Annotated in this window: 19 protein-coding genes; 13 read left to right on the top strand and 6 right to left on the bottom strand. The window is 69.7% G+C overall.

Features of this window, described 5'->3' with window-relative positions; genetic code table 11:
* Positions 1 to 14 precede the first annotated feature (14 nt).
* Positions 15 to 1,997, top strand: a complete 1,983-nt coding sequence (mrdA, locus tag VGC13_RS25995) for a penicillin-binding protein 2 (protein ID WP_331128234.1) — start codon at positions 15 to 17, stop codon at positions 1,995 to 1,997.
* A 157-nt stretch (positions 1,998 to 2,154) separates the two neighbouring features.
* On the opposite strand, the gene VGC13_RS26000 is transcribed toward mrdA, so the two are convergent.
* Positions 2,155 to 2,562 carry a protease inhibitor I42 family protein gene (locus tag VGC13_RS26000; protein WP_331128235.1) on the bottom strand — a complete coding sequence of 136 codons (408 nt, stop codon included), beginning with the start codon at positions 2,560 to 2,562 and terminating at the stop codon, positions 2,155 to 2,157.
* A 204-nt stretch (positions 2,563 to 2,766) separates the two neighbouring features.
* Between VGC13_RS26000 and VGC13_RS26005 the strand changes: the two genes are divergently transcribed.
* The 3 genes from VGC13_RS26005 (at position 2,767) to VGC13_RS26015 (ending at position 6,526) form a co-directional block, all read left to right on the top strand.
* Positions 2,767 to 3,843, top strand: coding sequence for a thiamine pyrophosphate-dependent dehydrogenase E1 component subunit alpha (locus VGC13_RS26005; RefSeq protein ID WP_331128236.1), 1,077 nt, complete (start codon positions 2,767 to 2,769; stop codon positions 3,841 to 3,843).
* Between the two features lie 14 nt (positions 3,844 to 3,857).
* Positions 3,858 to 4,889 carry an alpha-ketoacid dehydrogenase subunit beta gene (locus tag VGC13_RS26010; RefSeq protein ID WP_331128237.1) on the top strand — a complete coding sequence of 344 codons (1,032 nt, stop codon included), beginning with the start codon at positions 3,858 to 3,860 and terminating at the stop codon, positions 4,887 to 4,889.
* A gap of 209 nt (positions 4,890 to 5,098) precedes the next feature.
* Positions 5,099 to 6,526, top strand: coding sequence for a dihydrolipoamide acetyltransferase family protein (locus VGC13_RS26015; protein WP_331128238.1), 1,428 nt, complete (start codon positions 5,099 to 5,101; stop codon positions 6,524 to 6,526).
* 89 nt (positions 6,527 to 6,615) lie between these two features.
* On the opposite strand, the gene VGC13_RS26020 is transcribed toward VGC13_RS26015, so the two are convergent.
* A complete protein-coding gene (locus tag VGC13_RS26020; protein ID WP_331128239.1) occupies positions 6,616 to 8,037 on the bottom strand; it encodes an ATP-binding protein in 1,422 nt (473 codons plus the stop codon).
* 739 nt (positions 8,038 to 8,776) lie between these two features.
* Here VGC13_RS26020 and lipB point away from each other — a divergent pair.
* Complete coding sequence (lipB, locus tag VGC13_RS26025; protein WP_331128240.1) at positions 8,777 to 9,460, top strand: lipoyl(octanoyl) transferase LipB; 684 nt, start codon at positions 8,777 to 8,779, stop codon at positions 9,458 to 9,460.
* A gap of 24 nt (positions 9,461 to 9,484) precedes the next feature.
* Here lipB and VGC13_RS26030 read toward each other — a convergent pair whose 3' ends face one another.
* On the bottom strand, positions 9,485 to 10,282 hold the full coding sequence (locus VGC13_RS26030; RefSeq protein WP_331128241.1) for a TonB family protein: 798 nt from the start codon (positions 10,280 to 10,282) through the stop codon (positions 9,485 to 9,487).
* Positions 10,283 to 10,585: 303 nt separating this feature from the next.
* Here VGC13_RS26030 and VGC13_RS26035 point away from each other — a divergent pair, with 303 nt between their 5' ends.
* The gene (locus VGC13_RS26035) at positions 10,586 to 10,750 is read left to right on the top strand and encodes a hypothetical protein (protein ID WP_331128242.1); all 165 of its coding nucleotides are present in this window, start codon (positions 10,586 to 10,588) and stop codon (positions 10,748 to 10,750) included.
* 293 nt (positions 10,751 to 11,043) lie between these two features.
* On the opposite strand, the gene VGC13_RS26040 is transcribed toward VGC13_RS26035, so the two are convergent.
* Both VGC13_RS26040 and VGC13_RS26045 read right to left on the bottom strand, forming a co-directional pair.
* On the bottom strand, positions 11,044 to 11,646 hold the full coding sequence (locus VGC13_RS26040; RefSeq protein WP_331128243.1) for a ribonuclease H: 603 nt from the start codon (positions 11,644 to 11,646) through the stop codon (positions 11,044 to 11,046).
* Positions 11,647 to 11,854: 208 nt separating this feature from the next.
* The gene (locus tag VGC13_RS26045; RefSeq protein WP_331128244.1) at positions 11,855 to 12,574 is read right to left on the bottom strand and encodes a carbonic anhydrase; all 720 of its coding nucleotides are present in this window, start codon (positions 12,572 to 12,574) and stop codon (positions 11,855 to 11,857) included.
* 187 nt (positions 12,575 to 12,761) lie between these two features.
* Here VGC13_RS26045 and VGC13_RS26050 point away from each other — a divergent pair, with 187 nt between their 5' ends.
* Positions 12,762 to 13,742 carry a LysR family transcriptional regulator gene (locus tag VGC13_RS26050; protein ID WP_331128245.1) on the top strand — a complete coding sequence of 327 codons (981 nt, stop codon included), beginning with the start codon at positions 12,762 to 12,764 and terminating at the stop codon, positions 13,740 to 13,742.
* A 391-nt stretch (positions 13,743 to 14,133) separates the two neighbouring features.
* On the opposite strand, the gene VGC13_RS26055 is transcribed toward VGC13_RS26050, so the two are convergent.
* Positions 14,134 to 14,388 (bottom strand): hypothetical protein, encoded by a 255-nt coding sequence (locus VGC13_RS26055; RefSeq protein ID WP_331128246.1) that lies wholly within the window; start codon positions 14,386 to 14,388, stop codon positions 14,134 to 14,136.
* Positions 14,389 to 14,764: 376 nt separating this feature from the next.
* Between VGC13_RS26055 and VGC13_RS26060 the strand changes: the two genes are divergently transcribed.
* From VGC13_RS26060 to VGC13_RS26085, 6 genes are all read left to right on the top strand, one after another.
* Positions 14,765 to 15,637: a zinc metalloprotease HtpX gene (locus VGC13_RS26060; protein ID WP_331128247.1), complete on the top strand. Its 873-nt coding sequence runs from the start codon at positions 14,765 to 14,767 to the stop codon at positions 15,635 to 15,637.
* A 112-nt stretch (positions 15,638 to 15,749) separates the two neighbouring features.
* Positions 15,750 to 16,730, top strand: a complete 981-nt coding sequence (locus VGC13_RS26065) for a sodium-dependent bicarbonate transport family permease (protein WP_331128248.1) — start codon at positions 15,750 to 15,752, stop codon at positions 16,728 to 16,730.
* Positions 16,727 to 17,053, top strand: a complete 327-nt coding sequence (locus VGC13_RS26070) for a P-II family nitrogen regulator (RefSeq protein WP_331128249.1) — start codon at positions 16,727 to 16,729, stop codon at positions 17,051 to 17,053. Before VGC13_RS26065 ends, VGC13_RS26070 begins: the two co-directional genes overlap by 4 nt.
* Positions 17,050 to 17,547 (top strand): response regulator, encoded by a 498-nt coding sequence (locus tag VGC13_RS26075; RefSeq protein WP_331128250.1) that lies wholly within the window; start codon positions 17,050 to 17,052, stop codon positions 17,545 to 17,547. Before VGC13_RS26070 ends, VGC13_RS26075 begins: the two co-directional genes overlap by 4 nt.
* A gap of 166 nt (positions 17,548 to 17,713) precedes the next feature.
* Positions 17,714 to 17,887: a hypothetical protein gene (locus VGC13_RS26080; protein ID WP_331128251.1), complete on the top strand. Its 174-nt coding sequence runs from the start codon at positions 17,714 to 17,716 to the stop codon at positions 17,885 to 17,887.
* Between the two features lie 271 nt (positions 17,888 to 18,158).
* Positions 18,159 to 19,184: an NAD(P)/FAD-dependent oxidoreductase gene (locus tag VGC13_RS26085; RefSeq protein WP_331128252.1), complete on the top strand. Its 1,026-nt coding sequence runs from the start codon at positions 18,159 to 18,161 to the stop codon at positions 19,182 to 19,184.
* The last annotated feature ends 146 nt before the right edge of the window (positions 19,185 to 19,330 follow it).

A 19,330-nucleotide genomic window follows, 5' to 3' on the forward strand; every position in this document is an offset into this window, starting at 1 on the left:
CATACGTAGAGGCCATGAGGCTTTTTCAGCCTGACACGCGGCAGCGGCGCTCCAACGGCGCCGTGTTCGCCGTCACGTTCATCATCGCCGTGCTCCTTACCGCGTTCTTTCACACGCAGGTGATGACGGGCAAGGCGTACGCGGAGCGCTCGGAGGAAAACCGCCTGCGCGGCATTCCCATCCCGGCGCCCCGCGGCACCATCCTGGACCGCGACGGCGAGGTGGTGGCCACCAGCATCACCTCGTACTCCATCGCCGTCCTGCCGGGCGACAGCGCCCTGGTGCTCAACACCATCAACGACCTGGCGCCGTTCCTTGGCCTTGCCGGCGAAGACCTGCAGGACCTGATGGAGCGCCGCAACCGGCGCCCGCACGACCTGCTCGAGGTGACGAACCGCGCCACCTTCTCGCAGGCCGCGGCCATCGAGGAGCGGCGCGCCGCCTTCCCCAACCTGATGGTGGTGGAGCGGCCGCAGCGCTTCTATCCCGCCGGCGAGGCCATCGGCCACCTGTCGGGGTACGTGACCGAGATCACGAAGGAGCAGCTGGAGCTTCCCGAGTACCGCCAGGCCGACTACAAGCAGGGGCGGCTCATCGGGCAGGCGGGGATCGAGAAGCAGTACGAGCTCACCCTGGCCGGCCGCGACGGCGCGCGCTTCGTCGAGGTGGACGCCAAGGGACGCGTGGTGGACCCCCGCGCCACCGTGGGCGCCCGCGCGCCGGTGCCGGGGCAGCCCATCGAGCTTACGCTCGACCTGAAGCTGCAGCAGTACACGGCCTCCATCTTCCCCGACACGATGAAGGGCGCCGTGGTGGCGATGGTGCCCTCCACGGGCGAGATCCTGACGCTGTACAGCCATCCCAGCTACGACCCCAACGCGTTCGTGGGGCGCATTCCGCCCCGGCTGTGGGGCGCGCTGAACACCGACGCCGACAAGCCGCTGCTCAACCGCACCATCACGGCGCGGTATCCGCCGGCCTCCACCTTCAAGACGGTGACGGCGGCCATCGGCGTGCAGCGGGGAATCGTGAACCAGAGCACGCGCATGCCCATCAGCTGCACGGGCGGCATGGCGTACGCGGGGCGCTACTCGCGCTGCTGGTACCGCGCGGGGCACGGCTCGGTTGACCTGGCGCAGGCCATCGAGAACTCGTGCAACGTGTACTTCTACCAGCTGGGCATCCGCATCGGGCTGCAGGAGCTGTCGCGGGCGGGGGCGCGGCTGGGCTTTACCGAGCGCACGGGGATTGACCTGCCGGGCGAGCTGCGGGGGACGTTCCCCAAGAGCCTGGCCTGGTACCAGGAGTACTTCGGCAACGCGGCGGTGCCCTCGGACGTGATGAGCCTTGCCATTGGCCAAGGCCCCAACGACCAGACGCCGCTGCGCATGGCGTACGTGTACAGCGCCATCGCCGGCAACGGCACCGCGCCGCCGCCGCACCTGGTGGTCACCGACAGCACCCGCAACGCGGCGCCGGGGATCGACCTGGGGCTGGACGCCAAGGGGCTGGAGGCGCTGTGGGAGGGGCTGCGGCTGGTGACCGAGCCCGACGGCACGGCGCTGCAGAGCAGCCTGGCGCGCTACAAGCTGTACGGAAAGACGGGGACGGCGCAGAACCCGCAGGGCCCCGACCACGGCTGGTTCGTGGGCTTTGCCGGGCGGCCCGGCGGCAGCCCCGACATCGTGATCGCGGTGATCGTGGAGCACGGGCTGCACGGCGACGCGGCGGCCCCGCTGGCGGCCAAGGTCGCCAACTTCTACCTCGACAAGAAGTACGGCCATCCGTTCGATCCGCAGCCCACGCTGGGCGAGCGCTGGCGCGCGGGCCGCAGCGGCACCGACGGCCAGTGGGACACCCCCAACCGCCGCCTGGTGCCCCCCGCCGCGGCCTCCGCGGCCAACCGCGAGCGCGGCCGCAACGAGCGCAACGAGCGCCGCGGCACCAGCGACGCCGAGGCGCCCAAGCGCGAGACGGCAAAGGCGGAGGAGGAGTAGGCTCCTCGGATTTCAGGAGGATGACGGACGGCGGCGCCCCGCGGATCTCGCGGGGCGCCGCCGGTTTTGTGCGATCAGACCGTGAGGATGGTCACACGGGTCGACGGAGCGGTCCAGGTGCCGGCGTCCGGCCGTCGAGGCGGCGACTCCGTGGCTGCTATCGGATGACGACGCGGAAGCGGGTGGTGTCGGTGCCTCTCGTGGTGTCCGAGAAGAGGACGCGCATCATGGAAACCGTCGCCTCGCCAGGGCGAGAGCTCCGAAACGTCCAGTACAGGTGCCCGCTCCCACCGATCGTGATCCTGCGCGGCGGGATGGACCCGGAGTCGACCAGCACCAGGGAGCCGGCTGCCGCGGAGTCCACCCGCAACCATCGTTGTCCCATGGCGCTTCCGCTCCGAAGGGTGATCCGGAACGGCTTGCCGGCCCTGGCGTGGATGGTTTTTGCCGGGTCCGTTGTCCGCCGCGCGCCGTCGCACGCGGCCGGGAGGTGGAGCACGGCCAGTACGGGGAGGATCAAGAGGCGGTTCATGAAGGTGCGGCGGTGCGGGTGGGGAAGGATCACGCGCGAATCTGCCGGCCGCGATGTACACGGCCGCCCCTGCAACGATCCGCCGCCCTTCACCCGCTCACCCGCTCACCCGCTCACCCCTTCACCCCTTCACCCCTTCATTGCTTGACTCCCCGCACCTGCCGGCCCAAGTTGTCCCGCTTCCGGCCGGGCCGCTTTTCGCGCCCGCGCCCGTGCAGGCAGACGCGCTCCACCGACATGGCGAACAAGACCAGGACCCGCTCCACCAGCACCATCCCCCACGGGCTCTCGCGCGAGCAGCTCCTGGAGATGTACCGGCTGGTGCGGCTTACCCGCAGCCTCGAAGAAAAGCTCGAGGTGCTGTTCAAGCAGAGCAAGGTGATCGGCGGGCTGTTCCGCTCGCTGGGGCAGGAGGGCGAGTCCGTCGCCAGCGCCTTTGCCCTGCGCCGCCGCGACGACGGAACGGGCGACATGCTCTCGCCGCTCATCCGCAACCTGGGGTCGATGCTGACCGTGGGGGCAAAGCCGGTGGAGGTGGTGCGCCAGTACATGGCCAAGGGCGACTCGCTGGCGCGCGGCAAGGAGCTCAACATCCACATCACCGACCTGGACCGCGGCTTCATCGGCCAGATCAGCCCGCTGGGCGACCTGATCCCCGTGATGGCCGGCGTGGCGCTGACCTTCAAGCAGCGCGGCCAGGACCGGGTGGGGATGGTGTACATCGGCGACGGCGCCACCAGCACGGGCGCGTTTCACGAGGGCGTGAACTTCGCCGCCGTGCAGAAGCTGCCGCTGGTGGTCATCGTCGAGAACAACCAGTGGGCCTATTCCACCCCCAGCCGCTTGATGACGGCGGCGAAGTCGTTCGTGGAGAAGGCGCCGGGGTACGGGATGGCGGGCGAGCAGGTGGACGGCAACGACATGCTGGCCGTCTACGGCGCGTCGAAGCGGGCGGTGGAGCGGGCCCGCGCCGGCGAGGGGCCCACGCTGATCGAGGTGATGACGTACCGCCGCAAGGGCCACGCGCAGCACGACGCGCAGACCTACGTGGACCCGGCCGAGATCGAGCACTGGGCGGCGACCAACGACCCCATCGACCGATACGTAAAGGCGCTGCTGGACAACGGCTGGGCCACGGCCGACGAGCTGACCGCCATCGGCGCCGGCATCGACCGCGAGCTGGACGCGGCGGTGGCCGAGGCCGAGCAGAGCGAGCTTCCCGCGCCGGAAGAGGCGCTGACCGACGTATACGGGGACGGCCCGGTGAACGCGCCGTGGACGCGACACACCCCGCCCGACCCCACCCGAGCCTGACCAGCCGAACCATCATGGCGACCGTGATTGAAAAGCCGGAGCACGTGCGGCTGACCGAGCAGGGCAAGCCCGTCACCCTTCTGGAGGCCATCCGCGAGGGGATGTGGGAAGAGATGGAGCGCGACGAGCGCGTCTTCGTGATGGGCGAGGACATCGGCGCGTACGGCGGCGCGTTCAAGATGACGGACGGCTTCCTGGACCGCTTCGGCGGCTCGCGCGTCGTGGACACGCCCATCAGCGAGATCGGCTTTACCGGCGCGGCGGCGGGCGCGGCCCACATGGGCATGCGCCCCATCGTGGAGATGCAGTTCATCGACTTCATCTCCTGCGCGTACGACATGATCACCAACTACATCGCCACCAGCCGCTACCGCGGCAGCGGCGGCGTGCCGATGGTGATCCGCGGCCCCAGCGGCGGCGGCGTGCGCGGCGGGCCGTTCCACAGCCAGAACCCCGAGATGGCGTTCTTCCACACGCCGGGGCTCAAGATCGTCTACCCGTCCACGGCGTACGACGCCAAGGGGCTCATCAAGGCGGCGATCCGCGACGACAACCCGGTGCTCTTCTTCGAACACAAGTGGCTGTACCGCCGGCCGCAGCTGCGCGAGACGCTGCCCCAGGAGGACTACGTCGTCCCGCTGGGCAAGGCGCGCACGCACCGCGAGGGCACGGACCTCACGATCGTCACCTACGCGGCCATGGTGCACAAGTGCGCCGAGGCGGCCGAGCTGGTGCAGAAGGAGGACGGGCTGTCGGTGGAGGTGATCGACCTGCGCACGCTGCTGCCGCTGGACGAGGACGCCATCGTGGAGTCGGTCAAGAAGACCAACCGCCTGCTGGTGGTGCACGAGGACACGCGCACCGGCGGCATCGCGGGCGAGATCGCCATGCGGGTGAACGAAAAGGCGTGGGAGTGGCTCGACGCGCCCGTGCTGCGCGTGGCCGCCGCCGACGCCCCCGTGCCGTACAGCCCGCCGCTGGAAGACTACTTCCTGCCGCAGGTGGACGACGTGGTGAAGGCGATCCGGCACCTGGCGAAATACTAGGGAATAGGGAATAGGGAACAGGGAATAGGGAATAGGGAATAGGGAATAGGGAATAGGGAATAGGGAATAGCGGGCAACTGCAGGGGCGTCGTGAACTCCGGGCCTCGTCCCGGTTTTCGCAGGCTATTCCCTATTCCCTATTCCCTCGAGGCGGAGAGACAGAGCAGGCAGCACGCAACAGCAGCCAGCCCAATCACAGGACCAAGACCATGGCCCGTATAGAAGTCCCGATGCCCCAGATGGGCGAGTCCATCGCCGAGGGCACCGTGTCCGTGTGGCTCAAGAAGGTGGGCGAGCGGGTGGAGCGCGACGAGCCCATCATGGAGATCTCCACCGACAAGGTGGACGCGGAGATCCCCTCGCCCGTGGCCGGCGTGCTGGCCGAGGTGGTGGTGAGCGAGGGGCAGACGGTGGAGGTGGGCACCATCGTCGCCTACATCGAGACCGAAGCCGGCGCCGCCGCGGCCGCCGCCCCGTCCGCCCCCACGGTGGACACGGGCGCCAACGACCACATCCAGGTGCCGGAAGACCCGCCCGTCACCACGCGGGCCGCCGCGGCACCGGCGGAGACCGTTGGCGCGGGCACTCCCGCGGCCCCGGCATCCGCCTCCGCCGCCGGCGCGCCGCTGGGCGACGGGCCGCACACGCTGGAGGAGCGGCTGCGGACCAAGAGCACGCCGCTGGTGCGCAAGATCGCGGCGGAGCACAACGTGGCGGTGCACCAGGTGCCGGGCACGGGGCGCAATGGCCGCGTCACCAAGGACGACATCCTCAAGTACGTGGAACAGGGCAAGTCGGCCCCCGCGGCGCAGCCTGCCGCGGCCGCCACGCCGCCGGCCCCGCGTCCCGCCGCGCCCGCGAAGCAGGCGTTCGAGGGCGACTTCCCGTGGGACCAGTTCTACGGGACGCCGCAGCATCCCACGGTTTCCGCCGGTCCCAACGACCGCGTGGAGCCGGCCAGCCGCATGACGCAGATCATCGCGAACAACATGGTGCAGTCGCGGCGCATCAGCCCGCACGTGCACTCGTACTTCGAGGTGGACTACACGCGGCTGGACCGCATTCGCGGCAAGAACAAGAAGCTGTGGGAGCAGCAGGGCGTAAAGGTCACCTACACGCACTTCATCGCGTGGTCGGTGGCGCGGGCGCTGCGCGAGTTTCCCAAGATCAACGCCAGCTACAGCAACCACGAGATCATCTACCGCGCCGAGGTCAACCTGGGCATCGCGGTGGCGCTGGACCACGGTCTCATCGTTCCCGTGATCCGCAACGCGGACGAGCTGTCGCTGGTGGGGCTGGCCAAGCGGCTCAACGACATCGCCGGGCGGGCGCGCAGCAAGCAGCTCAAGCCCGAGGAGATCCAGGGCGGTACCTTCACCATCACCAACCCGGGGATCTTCGGCACGACGATCGGCTTTCCGATCATCAGCCAGCCGCAGGTGGCCATCCTGGGCGTGGGCGGCGTGGAGATGCGCGCGGCGGTTGTGAGCGACGAGTTCGGCAACCACGCGGTCGTCCCGCGCAAGCGCGGCTTCATCTCGCTGGGCTACGACCACCGCCTGGTCAACGGCGCGGACGGCGACCAGTTCCTGGCCCGCATCAAGCAGCTGATGGAGAACTTCCCCGACGAGGCGTAAGCTTCGGGTTGGGGGGATGATGACGAACCGGGAGGCCGCGGATGCGCGGCCTCCCGGTTCGGTTTTGCGCGCCGTGGAGCGGGCTCTCGTCAGCGAGCGCGCGGCTGGAGCAGTTCCGCCGGGCCGATCAGGCGGACGGTCGAGTCGCGCTTCACCTTCCGTTTCAGCTCGGGCGTAAAGCCGGAGCGGGAGAACAGCAGGAAGTATCGTTCATCCGCCCCGCGCTCGTAGGGGGTGCGGGTGGCGGTTTCGCGCAGGTGCTCCAGCACGTTCAGGCCAACCGGCCCGTTCCACCATTTGCACTCGCCCGCGAACGCCGCTCCGTTCAGCAGCCGTCCCGCCACGTCGATGTCGAAGTCCGCGGCCCATACCTGTCCCACTTCCTGTGCCGCCGTCGGAAGCACCTCGTTGACGTACCGGCGGGCGTAGTCACGGCAGATCCACTCGAACATCCCTCCCATGTAGTCGTCCAGGCGCGGCTCGATGGTATGCCGCCAGACCTCCTCCGAGTGGCCCGAGGACAGCGGAGACAGGTTCGGCAGATAGAACCGGTACCAGAACGCGAGGAACGGGTCGTCCAGGTAGTAGCGCCTGTCCCGCTCCCGCTCGGCGGCGTCCAGCGACCGGACGATCCGGATGAGCCGGAGCTCCGCGAGCTTCTGTACGTACGGCGCCAGCGCGCTGGAGTCTTTCAGCTCGCGGACCCGCCCGATGATGGAGCCCGAGTCCGTGCAGCCATCGGCGATGGAGCGCAGGATGGTGGCGTAGCGCGTTACGTCGCGTAGCTCGGACTGCAGCAGGTTGTTGGGCTCGTCGCCCAGTGGTGCGCCGGTCGAAAGCACCAGCTCCCGGATGTTCTCGCTGAGCGTGAACTCGGTCTCGCACAGGTTCAGGTAGTAGGGAATGCCGCCGAGGATTCCGTACGCCCGAAGCTGCTCGTCCGCGCTCCACTCGGGAAAGAACTTCGCCGCGTCCCGGTACGACAGCGGAGGCAGGTCGAGCGCCAGGGTCTGCCGCCCGTGCAGGGGGTTCTTTTCGCCCAGCAGCTCCTCCATGAACGAGATCTTGGAGCCGCACAGCACCAGGTTCATCGCGGTTCCGCGTTCCCGGACGCCGTCGCAGAACTTCTGCAGCACGGAGGGCAGGGATGGGTCCGTGTCGCACAGGTACGGAAACTCGTCGAGAACCACCGTGAGCCCCGGCATGCGGTCCGTGGCGACCTGCTCCAGAAAGGTGAACACACCCAGCCAGTCGCCCAGGGACTCGAACACGGGGTCCGTCTCGACGACCCGTGAGATCTCCGCCTTGAACAGCTGCAGGCTCATGGATTCCGCGATCCGCGTGGCCTGGTAGTAGATGGTGGGGCGCGAGCGGGTTGCCTCCACCAGCAGGCGCGACTTCCCGACCCGCCGCCGCCCCAGGAGAACGACCACGGAAGGCCGCGGCCGGTCCAGCTCACGGTTCAGCGCCCGAAGCTCCTGCTCCCTTCCGAAGAAGGTTCTTCCACTCATCGTTTGCCCCCTCTGACAATGTGATAATCTAGATTATGATAATTACGATTATTGTAATGTGTCAAGCCTGTTCTTTTTCCTGAGAGGGTGTTGCTAAACCTCGCCCCGTAATTGACTTCCTGAGGGAGGCGCCGCTCCGCAACCTGCGGGTACGATGGACTTTGGCGCCGACCGAAGGACCTCGCCAGCAGAACCGAGGGGCCAGCTGCCGCGCCCGGAGGACAGTCCTTCGCGAAGGCGGACGAGATCCTTCGGTCGCGCGCAGGCGGTTGTGTGGCTTCTGGTTATACGTGTGCGCTCCCTCAGGAAGTCATCGCTTCCCTGAGGGAGCGGGAATTCGGCTGACCCTGCTGTCAGCGTCGTAGTAACCCATGGGCAGCTCGCAAGCTTTCACACTTGCAGCTCGTCCGTTCAGAGCCTATCCCGCCGCGCCTCACAACGTCCGGTTGCCGGACGCATCCCTCCGGTCTTTCCACCCCTCATCCTCCCATGATCACCCGTCGAGCGTGGTGCTGCCCGTAAGCACGCCCATTGCCGGCATCACCGATGCGGGCCGGCGCAGTTCGTCACGCGCACCTACCATCACCTGCCGGGCGCCATTGTGGGGAGGATTGCGTGAACGGGAACCGGGAGCCACCGCGCGGTGGCTCCCGGTTTTTCATTGGATGGGTGCACGGGCGGGGCGCAGCGGGTTATAATCCCGCGGCAACGCACGCGACGAGCGACGAAGGAGCGGTGGATGAGCACGGAAACGCTGGTGGCTACGGAGCGCCGGACCATGCAGGTGCGGCGGCTGGGACGGGTATCGTACGGCGACGCGCTGGCGCTGCAGGCGGAGCTGGTGAAGCAGCGGCGTGCGGGCGAGATCCCCGACACGCTGCTGCTGCTGGAGCATCCGCACGTCATCACACTGGGCAGCGGGTCGCACGACGAGAACGTGCTGGTGTCGCCAGAGGAGCGGGCGGCGCGCGGCATCGAGCTGTACGACACGGGGCGCGGCGGGGACGTGACGTACCACGGTCCGGGGCAGCTGGTGGGCTATCCCATCTTCGACCTGAAGCCGGACCGTCAGGACCTGCACCGCTACCTGCGCGACATCGAGGAGGCGCTGATCGGCGTGCTGTCCGACTTCGGGCTGCGGGGCGGGCGCAAGGAGGGGCTGACGGGGGTGTGGGTGGACGGCCGCAAGCTGGCGGCCATCGGCGTGCGGGTGTCGTCGGGGTGGATCACCAGCCACGGCTTTGCGCTCAACGTGACGACGGACCTGTCGTTCTTCGGCACCATCATCCCCTGCGGCATCCGCGACCACGGCGTGGGCTCGCTTTCCACCGAGCTCGGCCGCAACGTGCCGATGGCGGAGGCGGAGGCCAGCGCCGTCCGCTGGTTCGAGCGCGTCTTTGAGCGCGCGGCGGTCCAGGACTGATCCGCCGCGCTCAAGTACGGAGCCCTACCAGTGGATGGTAAGCTCCATCCAGACGGGCACGGTCTGTCCCTCCAGCTTCCCGGGGATGAACCGTGTGTCGCGCAGCGCCTCGATGCTGGGCTCGTTGTACCGCGTGTCGGTGCTGCGGGTGACGGTGAACGTGTCCGTGGTCCCGTCCGGGTTGACGCGAAAGCGCACCCAGACCGTGGCGTGGACCGCCTGCGCGCGCAGCTCGGGTGGATGGTTCCGCACCTGCCCGTGGCGCAGCTCGGCGGTGCTGCGGGGCTGCGGCCGGTGGTCCACCTCGCTGGCCTCGTAGGTGCGGGCCTCCGCCACCACCTCGCTCATCGTGTAGAGCCGCTCCCCCTCCTCCGTCACCCCCACCCGGGACACGACGCCCTCGCCCGCGTGCTCCGCCTGCGCAACGGGCGCCGGGGCCTGCCACTGGATCGGGACCTCCACCCGCGTCGCGACCGGGGTGCCGCCCACGGTAGCGGGGCTCAGGCGCAGGACGGCGACCGCAGACAGCGACGGCGCGTCGAACGCGGCGTCGGTGGAAGAGACGACGCGGGCCTGCCGCACCGCCCCGTCCGCCCCGACGACGAACGAGACGTTCACCGTCCCGCCCGCGCCCTGGGCCAGGCGCTCGGGCGGGAACCCGGCATCCAGCGCGGCGCGCAGGTCCGCCACGTTCAAAGGCTGCGGCTGCGTCTCCACCTCCGTCAGATCGTAGACGCGGCCGGAATCGGGGGGCGGGGTGTCCTGCGCGGCGGCGGGGCTCGTGGCCAGCAGCAGGGAGAGCGTGGCAAGCAGAGTTCTCATCGCGGGCGATCCGGCTGAAGGGGGGATGCGGGAAAGAGGTGCATGGGTAGATCAATTTGTACATGGGCGCCCGCCAGCACAGGACGCGGAAGCCGGCTTCCACGCCGCGCTCGACCGCCAGGCTGCACCGATCGGGTCCGCCGGCGCGAACGGGTTCGGGTGCATGGGGCAGCGAGTGCGCGTCGCGGGTTTGCGCGTGCCTCTGACAATGCAACGCGCGGAGTGGGGCGGTTCTGACGCGGAGGGGGCGATCGGCGTGCGGGTATCGTCTGGTGGATCACCAGCCACGGCTTTGCGCTGAACGTGACCACGGACCTGTCGTTCTTCGGCACCATCATCCCCTGCGGCATCCGCGACCACGACGTCGGCTCGCTCTCGGCGGAACTGGGGCGGCCGGTGCAGATGGCGGAGGTAGAAGCCTCCGCCGTCCGCTGGTTCGAGCGCATCTTCGGGCGCACGGCGGTCTGATGATCCGGGGGCTGGAGGGGAGGCCGGATCAGCCGTCCGCCACCCACCCGCCGGCCACGTTCACCATCGGTGCGTCGATCGTCATCTATGCCTCCACTCCCGCTGCTGGCCGCCCGACGCCGGGGAAGATTGCGATGGCGGTGGATGCACGCCGCGGGTTTTCGCGTGCCTCTGACAATCCAACGCGCGTGGTGCGGCGGATATGACGCGGAGGGGGCAACGCGCGATTAAGATGGGATGAGGAGCGGCGCGGAGGGGCGGACGGTGTGCATCCGCCCTTCACTGCCGAACGTTCAGCGCGTGGGCAGCTTGCGGGCGGGCTTGAACTTGAAGTTCTCGGGGGGGAGGGCGTAGAAGTTCAGGTAGCGCTCCTTCTCCTGCTCCTCGGCGATCCACTCGTCGAACTTCGACTCCACCAGCCCGCCGCTGTCGATCTGCTTGGTGGCCGCGCGGATGGCGAGGTGATTGGCGTATTCGTTCTGCGGATGGCCCGCGTGGCCCTTTACCCAGCGCCAGTGCAGCTGGTGCCGCGCGGCGACGGGCATGAGGGCGCGCCACATCTCCACGTTCTCCACCTCGCCGTCCTTGCGCTTCCACCCGCGCGCGGCCCAGCCGTGCACCCACTGCGTCATCCCGTCCACCAGGTAGCGGCTGTCGGAGGTGAAGACGACGCGCGACGGCTGCTTGAGCGCCGCCAGCGGCACCAGGGCGCTGCGGATGGCCATGCGGTTGTTGGTGGTGTCCGCCTCGCAGCTCCAGAAGTCGCGGCGGATCCAGCCCTTTTCGGGGTGCCAGAACTCAACCACGCCGGCGGCGCCTCCGGGGCGTGCGCGGTTCTTGAACTGGTTGCCCAGGCACGATTCGTCGGCGTAGATGAAGACCAGCGGCTCGGACAAGACTCGGTTCCTCTCGGGTGATCGGGATTCGCGGGGCGGGAATATAGCGGGTGTGGCCGGGTCCCGCGCCTGGGATGGGACGGGGAGCGGGGACAGGGCGGCAAGGGTGGGGCACAGAGAGGGGCGGGGAAGCTCCGAAACGACGCGCGGGCGCGGGGAGAACGTCTCCCCGCGCCCGTATCCGTATCCCGAACCGCAGATCGGCGAATCAGGCGTCCAGCAGGGTGACGCGCCCGGTGCCCACGTCGTACACGGCGCCCACCACCATCAGCTTGTCTTCGCGCACCAGCTGCGCGATCACGGGCGACGAGGTGCGCAGCAGGTCGGCCTGCACCCGCACGTTCTCGCGCGACACCTCTTCCAGCTCGCGCGACGGGGTCCGGTCCACCGCGGGGCGGATGTGGCGGTAGAGGGTGCTGATCTGCCCGGGAACGGGGTCGCCGGCGATGGTGGCCTTGACCGCGCCGCATCCAGTGTGGCCCAGCACCACCACCGCCCGCGCCCCCAGCACCACCGTTCCGAACTCCAGGCTGCCGATGAGCTCCGGGGTAACCACGTTGCCCGCCGCGCGGCACACGAACAGGTCGCCCACGCCCTGGTCGAAGAGGATCTCCACCGGCACGCGCGAGTCGGCGCACGAGAGCACGGCCGCGAACGGCGCCTGTCCCGCCGCCAGCTCCTGCACGCGGGCCATGGTGCGGTGCGGGCCCACGGGCCGCCCCTCCATGAAGCGCCGGTTCCCCGAGATGAGCTCGGCCATGGCGTCCAGCGGCGTGCGGATCGCCGGGAGCGCGGCGTCGGCGGGGGTCGCGGCGCGCAGCGGGGCCGCCGACAGGCCCCCGCTGGCCAGCGCGGCGGTGGAAAGCGAAAGCAGGCCCAGCGCCTTGCGGCGGGACACGGAGGGCGCGGAAGCGATATGCGTCTGCATGCGTTCGTATCCGGTTCGGAGTGGTCGCGTCCCGTCCCGCCGGCGGTGCCGTGGGCGGACGCTTTAAGTATGGAAGGTTTGCCTAATGAAGCACAAATGCATATATCCATGGCTCGTGCATTACTTCAGGTAATGGATTGGCGGCCCGGCCCGCCCATGTCGTCCACCCTTTCGCCCGCGAACCCTCGTGTCCTCGCTCAACTACCGGCACCTCTTCTACTTCTGGACGGTCGCGCGCGAGGGGAGCATTACGCGCGCGTGCAAGCTGCTGCACGTGACGCAGCCGGCCATCAGCACCCAGCTGCACAAGCTGGAGGGGCAGCTGGGGGAGCCGCTGTTCGCCAAGAGCGGGCGGGGGCTGGTGCTCACGGACGCGGGGCGCGTGGCGTTCCAGTACGCGGACGAGATCTTTTCCCTGGGCCGCGAGCTGTCGGAGACGCTGCGCGGCCGCCCCACGGGAAAGCCCATGCGGCTGACGGTGGGGGTGACGGACGCGTTCCCCAAGCTGCTGGCCTACCGCATCCTGGCGCCGGCGCTGCGGATGGACCCGCCCGTGCACCTGGTGCTGCAGGACGACCGTCCCGAGCGCCTGTTCGCGGACCTGTCCATCAAGGAGGTGGACCTGGTGCTGACGGACGCGCCGCTGCCCCCTACGGCTCCCATCCGTGCCTACAACCACCTGCTGGGCGAGTGCGGCGTGACCTTCTTTGCCACGCCCGCGCTGGCGGAGGCGTACGCTCCCGGCTTTCCCGGGTCGCTGCACGACGCGCCCATGCTGCTGCCGGCGGAGGGCACGACGCTGCGCCGGTCGCTGGTGGAGTGGTTCGCCACGGCGGGGGTGCAGCCGCGCGTGGCGGCCGAGGTGGGCGACAGTGCGCTCCTCAAGACGTTCGGGCAGGCGGGGATCGGGGTGTTCGCGTCGCCCTCCGCCATCGAGGCGGAGATCCGGCGGCAGTACGGGGTGGCGGTGGTGGGACGGGTGGAGGAGATCCGCGAGCGCTTCTACGCCATCTCCGTGGAACGCAAGCTAAAGCACCCGGCCGTGGTGGCCCTTTCCGAGATCGCGCGCGAGGCGCTCTTTACCCGGCCACGAACGCGGTCCCGCGCCCGCGCGCCCGAACCCGCGCCGGAGCCGGCCGACGCGGATACCGCCGCTCCGGCGGAGTGACCGTCCCCCGCGGGCGGGGAAACAGCAGGGCCCCCGGCGAAGGAGCGCCGGGGGCCCTGTTGTTTCCGCCGATGGAGCCTGGCTCCGTGGCCGGCCGCGCGTGCGTCACGCCGTGCCAGTTGGGCGGAGGTTCGTGTGCCCGCAGCGCGGGCTAATCGTTCATTCCAGCTTCCGGGCCCCGGCGGAGGCGGCCGGGCCGCGCAGTGGCCGCGGCGCGCCTGCCGCGGCTGGCTCCATCCGGTGATGCGGTTCCACGCCATCGGCACCCCCCTCGGCGAAAGGTTCACGTGGTAGCGCCGCCTCACCCGTCACCGTGGCGGCCGGATCAACGGTAAGCACGCGGCGTCGATCACACAAATGCATAGATGTTAATCCGATCCATACATCGGGATTATGCTTCGTTCACGGCGGAGCCCTGCGCCCGGCGTTCGCGGGGCCAGGCGAGACTGGCGAAGGCCGCGCGCGAATGGGCGCGGTGCATCCGCGCGTCCAGCCATCGCAGCACGCCCCATCCGCCCAGCAGCATCGCGCTCGCCACCAGCAGCACCGCCTGCGCCGCCGGCTCCAGCAGGCGAAAGACGACGGTGACCACGTCGAACACCACCAGCAGCCCCACCAGCAGCCACCACGTAACCCTTCGGCTCATCCGTCCCTCCGTGTGTCGGTCGTGAGATCGAGATCCGGCATCGGTGCCTGCCGGTCCACCGCCAGGCATCGCCGCCGGCCGCTCCCAGACAAAGATCCCGCGAGAGCAAGCAACCAGACAAATGCAAATATCAGTGATTAACGTATAATCTTAGATTATAACGTTAGAACGTGCGCGTAGACGTAAGTACGGGAATAGCAGATGCTTGCATGTAGTGTGCGGGCGTGGCGGATCTGCCGTAGCGGCGTTTCAGGCGCAGGGGGCGGGGCTTGATGAACGGCCGCGACTCGCGCAGAATCCACTCCGCGGAGGGGGCCTTCGCGGCGCGCCGGGGGAGAAGCCCGGCCGCGGGACCAGGGATACGGGAGACAATCGCATGAGCAACGCAAAAGTCTTCCTGTTGATGGCCGGCCTGACCGGGCTGTTCGTGGCGCTCGGCGGGTGGATCGGCGGCGCGACGGGAATGGTGCTGGCCGCGGCGTTCGCGGCCGTGATGAACGTGGCGATGTACTTTGGCTCCGCGCGGCTGGTGCTGCGGATGTACGGCGCGCGCGTGATCGGGCGGGACGAGATGCCCTGGCTGTACGACATGACCGACATGCTGCGGCTGCGCGCGGACCTGCCCATGCCCACGCTGGCTGTGGCGCCGCACGCGCAGCCCAACGCGTTCGCCACGGGGCGCGGGCCCCGGCACGCCGTGGTGTGCGTGACCCAGGGGCTGCTGGACCTGGTGTCGCTGGACGAGCTGGAGGGCGTGATCGCGCACGAGCTGGCGCACATCAAGAACCGCGACATGCTCCTGCAGACGGTCACGGCCACGATCGCCGGCGCCATCTCCAACGTGGCCAACTTCGGCCTGCTCTTTGGCGGCGGGGACGAGGACGCGCCCCATCCCGCGGCCATGATCGCCACGGCCCTGGTGGCGCCGGTCGCGGCCATGCTCATCCAGTTCGCCATCTCGCGCCAGCGCGAGTTCAAGGCCGACGCCGTGGGGGCGGAGATCTGCGGGCGCCCGCTGGCCCTGGCGGGGGCGCTGGAGCGGCTGGAGGCGGCCGCGCGCCGGGTGCCCATGGCCGTCTCGCCCGCGGCGGCGCCCCTGGCGCAGGTCAACCCGCTCGCGGCGCTGCAGGGCGGGCGGATGCTCCGCTGGTTCGCCACGCACCCGCCCACGGAAGAGCGCGTGGCCCGGCTGCAGGCGCTGGCCGCCGCGCGCCCCCGGGCGGGGCTGCGCCGGCTGCACGTGGCCTGATCCACCGTTCACCCGGCCGGCCCGGATCGCCCGGGCCGGCCGCCGCACGTTCACCCACGAAACGAGTACGATGCACGCAGAGCACGGCGCGGCGCGGGAGCGGGCCTAGCCCATGGACATGCTGGAACTGGTCCGGCTGAACCTGCTGTCGCCCATCATCCTTGCCTTCGTGCTGGGGATCGTGGCCACGCTGGCGCGCAGCGACCTGAAGTTTCCCGAGCCGCTGTACACGGCGCTCTCCATCTACCTCTTGCTGGCCATCGGCCTCAAGGGCGGTGCGGCGCTCTCCGAGACGCCGCTGCGCGAGCTGGGCGGGCCGGCGCTGGCCACGCTGGCGCTGGGGATCGCCGTCCCCCTGTGGTCGTACGCCATCGTGCGCCGCGTGGGCCGGATGAGCGTGTCGGACGCGGCGGCCCTCGCGGCGCACTACGGCTCGGTTTCGGTGGTCACCTTCATCGCCGCCCTCTCGTTCCTGGACGCGGCGCGGATCGGGTACGAGGGCTTTCTGCCCACCCTGGTGGCCATGCTGGAGGTGCCCGCCATCATCGTGGCGCTGCTGCTGGCCCGGATGCGCGGGGGCGCCGGCCGCGGGAGCTGGGGCACGGTGCTGCACGAGGTGCTGGCCGGGCGCAGCATCCTGCTCCTCCTGGGCGGCCTGGTGATCGGCGCGGCGAGCGGGACGGCGGGGCTGGAGCGGGTGGCCCCGTTCTTCGTGGCGCCGTTCCAGGGCGCGCTCGTGCTCTTTCTGCTGGAGATGGGGATGGTGGCCGCGCGGCGGTTTCGCGACCTGCGCACGGCCGGCGCGTTCCTGCTGGGGTTCGGCGTGGGGATGCCGCTGCTGCACGGGGTGCTGGGGGTGTGGCTGGGAAGCGTGGTGGGCCTGTCGCTGGGCGGCAGCACGGTGCTGGGGGTGATGGCGGCCAGCGCATCGTACATCGCGGCGCCGGCGGCCGTGCGCATCGCCCTGCCGGAAGCCAACCCGGGCTACTACCTCACGGCCGCGCTGGCCATCACCTTTCCGTTCAACCTGACGGTGGGAATTCCCGTCTACTTTGCCGTCGCGCGGTGGCTGCACGCCGGAGGCGCAGGATGATTACCGTGGGGCTCAAGAAGGTGACGATCATCGCCGAGGCGGTGCTGGAGGCGCGCCTGCTGAACGAGATCCGGGCGCTGGGGGCCACCGGCTTCACCGTGGGCGAGGTGCGGGGCGAGGGCTCGCGGGGGGTGCGGGCCAGCGACTGGGAGGGGGACAACGTGAAGGTGGAAACGCTGGTGGGCGCGGGGACGGCGGACCGCATCCTGGCGCACGTGGCGGCCGCCTACTTCGAGCACTACGCCGTGATCGCCTGGGTGACGGACGTACAGGTGGTGCGCGGCGACAAGTACCTGAACCCGAGCGACACGGAGCCGCGATGACGATCACGATTGCCCCGGAGCGCAGGCCGGCCGCCTTCCTCGCGGGACGCGCGCACCCCGCGCGGCCGCTTCGCGTGGTGCGGAGGGACGCGGTGCGCGCCGCGCCGGACGCGGCGGCCGGCACCGTGCTGGTAGCGGACGCGCACGAGGAAAGCCGGGCCGTGTGCGCCATGCTGCTGCGCCACAACGGGTTCGCGGTGCTGGAGGCGGCCACGGGCGAGGAGGCCATCCGCCTGGCGCACGCCCACCATCTGGATGCCATCGCGCTGGGGCCGGTGCTGCGCGGCGTGGATGGCATACGCGCGCTGGAGGTGCTCAAGCAGGACCCCGCCACGGCGTCCATCCCGGTGGTGGTGCTCAGCTCCGCCCCGGATAGCGAGCACGAGCGGCGGGCGCGTGCCGCCGGGTGCGCCGCCTACCTGCCGAAGCCCTGCCCGCCGCGCCAGGTGCTGAATACGCTGCGCGCGCTCACCGGGCGGCGCGAGGCGGCGTGAGCCCTTCCGAGGCGTAATCCCGCCCGGCGGCGCCCTCGCCGCGGTCGCCCGGGGCGTCGCGGCTGGCGTGGATGTTGAACCGCGGAGGCGGCGCGCGTCCCGTACGGACGCGACTGGCTCGATCGTGCTCGAATGCCGGTACACGCCTCGCCCGGAGAAGCCGCTGATGCGAAAGATCCGCATGGACATGGACGCGCTGGCCGTGGACTCGTTCTTTCCGGCCGGCGGAGAAGGGAAGCGGGCCGGAACCGTGGAGGGCCACCAGGTGGCCCTCCCCACCACGGACACCGGAATCCACGGCTGCTACGCCTGCCCTCACACGGTGCTGGAGACGTGCTGACCTGTCCGCGCACCACCAACGTCTGCCCCCAGACGCGGTACTGCGGCTAAGGTCCGCAACGCTTCGGTTACGGCCTCGCTCAGGATCGCACCCTCTCCCACGGATCGCGTGGGAGAGGGTGCGCGTTTGTACGAATTCCAAGTACGCGCGCGGCGGAATCCGCCGCGTCCGGCGGTGGCGCCCGCTTGCGTCACGCCACCCGCGCCCGTATATGAACGCCGCCGCGCGGGTGCGCGGGGGCAGGATTTCGCCATTCCACGGAGCAGGGCGCGTGAGCGACGGCATCACCGACATCACCATCATCGGCGGCGGGCCTACGGGGCTCTTTGCCGCCTTCTACGCGGGGCTGCGGGGCGTCAGCTGCCGCATCGTCGACGCGCTGCCGCAGCTGGGCGGGCAGCTGATGGCCCTGTATCCCGAAAAGTACATCTTCGACGTGGGCGGCCTGCCGCGCATCCTGGCCAAGGATCTGGCCAGGAACATGATCGAGCAGGGGACGCAGTTCGGTCCGGAGGTGGTGCTGGAGGCCGAGGTGCAGCAGCTGATCCCCGAGGACGGCCACATTCGCCTGGTCACGCCGCGCGGCGAGTTCCTGACCAAGACGGTGTGCATCACGGCGGGGAAGGGCGCACTGAACCCGCGCGTGCTGGAGTGCCCGGGCTGGAACGAGCACTACGGCGAAACGGGCGGCGTGCACACCCACGTGCGGCAGCCGGAAGACTTCCGCGGCAAGCGCGTGCTCATCGTGGGCGGCGGCGACTCGGCGGTGGACTGGGTGCTGGGGCTGCGCGGCATCGCCCGCGAGGTCACGCTCATCCACCGCCGCGACGAGTTCCGCGCGCACAAGAGCACGGTGCTGGAGATGCGCGAAGCCGCCGCGGCCGGCGACGTGACCATTCGCACGCCGTACGAGGTCAAGGAGATCCACGGCGACGGCGGCTGCGTGGCCCACGTCACGCTGATCAACAGCGAAACCAAGGAAGAAGACAAGCTCGACGTCGAGGCGGTGGTTGCGCTCCTCGGCTTCAAGCCGGACCTGGGTCCCATCAGCAACTGGGGGCTGGAGCTGCAGCGCAACACCATCAAGGTGTCGCAGCTGATGGAGACGAACATCCCCGGCGTCTACGCGGCTGGCGACGTCGTCCACTATCCCGGCAAGCTGGAGCTGATCGCGACGGGGTATGGCGAGGCCGCCATCGCCGTCAACAACGCCGTGCATCACATCAATCCCAAGGCGCGTGTGAGCCCGGGCCACAGCACGAACCTGAAGGTCTTCGCGCAGGAAGAGGGGGAGTAACAGAGAGGGAATAGGGAATAGTCTCTGACCAGTGAAATCCTGCGCAAGTTGCGCAGGATTTGCGCGAGGTGACCACCTAAGCCGTTGCAAACGCTGACGGTCACCTGTCGCAATCGGAGCGGTTCGGAACACGCGTTCGTGCTCTC

The organism is Longimicrobium sp. (genome assembly GCF_036399255.1).
In the GTDB taxonomy this organism is placed as follows: Bacteria; Gemmatimonadota; Gemmatimonadetes; order Longimicrobiales; family Longimicrobiaceae; genus Longimicrobium.

Excerpts from the sequence above, each read along its gene's own strand:
- VGC13_RS26070 (WP_331128249.1), top strand. The coding sequence starts at position 16,727 with ATGATTACCGTGGGGCTCAAGAAGGTGACGATCATCGCCGAGGCGGTG.
- VGC13_RS26005 (WP_331128236.1), top strand. The coding sequence starts at position 2,767 with ATGGCGAACAAGACCAGGACCCGCTCCACCAGCACCATCCCCCACGGG.
- VGC13_RS26065 (WP_331128248.1), top strand. The coding sequence starts at position 15,750 with ATGGACATGCTGGAACTGGTCCGGCTGAACCTGCTGTCGCCCATCATC.
- VGC13_RS26060 (WP_331128247.1), top strand. The coding sequence starts at position 14,765 with ATGAGCAACGCAAAAGTCTTCCTGTTGATGGCCGGCCTGACCGGGCTG.
- VGC13_RS26020 (WP_331128239.1), bottom strand. The coding sequence starts at position 8,037 with ATGAGTGGAAGAACCTTCTTCGGAAGGGAGCAGGAGCTTCGGGCGCTG.
- VGC13_RS26030 (WP_331128241.1), bottom strand. The coding sequence starts at position 10,282 with ATGAGAACTCTGCTTGCCACGCTCTCCCTGCTGCTGGCCACGAGCCCC.
- VGC13_RS26055 (WP_331128246.1), bottom strand. The coding sequence starts at position 14,388 with ATGAGCCGAAGGGTTACGTGGTGGCTGCTGGTGGGGCTGCTGGTGGTG.
- VGC13_RS26080 (WP_331128251.1), top strand. The coding sequence starts at position 17,714 with ATGCGAAAGATCCGCATGGACATGGACGCGCTGGCCGTGGACTCGTTC.
- VGC13_RS26015 (WP_331128238.1), top strand. The coding sequence starts at position 5,099 with ATGGCCCGTATAGAAGTCCCGATGCCCCAGATGGGCGAGTCCATCGCC.
- VGC13_RS26045 (WP_331128244.1), bottom strand. The coding sequence starts at position 12,574 with ATGCAGACGCATATCGCTTCCGCGCCCTCCGTGTCCCGCCGCAAGGCG.
- VGC13_RS26010 (WP_331128237.1), top strand. The coding sequence starts at position 3,858 with ATGGCGACCGTGATTGAAAAGCCGGAGCACGTGCGGCTGACCGAGCAG.
- lipB (WP_331128240.1), top strand. The coding sequence starts at position 8,777 with ATGAGCACGGAAACGCTGGTGGCTACGGAGCGCCGGACCATGCAGGTG.
- mrdA (WP_331128234.1), top strand. The coding sequence starts at position 15 with ATGAGGCTTTTTCAGCCTGACACGCGGCAGCGGCGCTCCAACGGCGCC.
- VGC13_RS26075 (WP_331128250.1), top strand. The coding sequence starts at position 17,050 with ATGACGATCACGATTGCCCCGGAGCGCAGGCCGGCCGCCTTCCTCGCG.